The organism is Macrococcus bovicus, assembly GCF_004359575.1.
Lineage (GTDB): Bacteria > Bacillota > Bacilli > Staphylococcales > Staphylococcaceae > Macrococcus > Macrococcus bovicus.
In genome coordinates, this window is record NZ_SCWF01000028.1 from 1 (window position 1) to 471 (window position 471).

Consider the following 471-nt stretch of genomic DNA (forward strand, 5'->3'; position numbering starts at 1 on the left):
CCTCAGATTAAATTATATCATTTTTTATATTATATTTGTCTGTAAACAAATAAAAGGTCACAAGATTAGCATGTAAATATTTTCTAAAAGTATTCATTTTGAAAAGGAGGAGATATTTTGGTTATAAAATTCAACCAAAAAGTAAGAAGAACATTATCAGTAGCGATTCTATTTATGGTATTAATAATAGGTTGCTTTATAGAAAAGGATGACAGTTTAGAAACATACAAAGAAAAAACTAATTCAAAAATAAATCAGTATAATATGGATGTTATATTTGATGATGAGACTAAGAGGTTAATGTGCAATCAGAATGTTGACTACATAAATAATACAAAATCAAACATAGATAAAATATATTTCCATATATATCCGAATGCTTTTTCCAAGAAAGATTTTGCTCCTTTTGAAAAAAGTGAAATGACAAGGGCTTATCCTAATGGATTTAACGAAGGATATATAGATATAAAG

The 471-nt window shown here is 25.3% G+C and carries 1 pseudogene; it reads left to right on the forward strand.

What is annotated here, in order from left to right:
* Positions 1 to 117: 117 nt before the first annotated feature.
* Positions 118 to 471: pseudogene (locus ERX55_RS11250) on the forward strand (M1 family metallopeptidase); the annotation flags it as partial.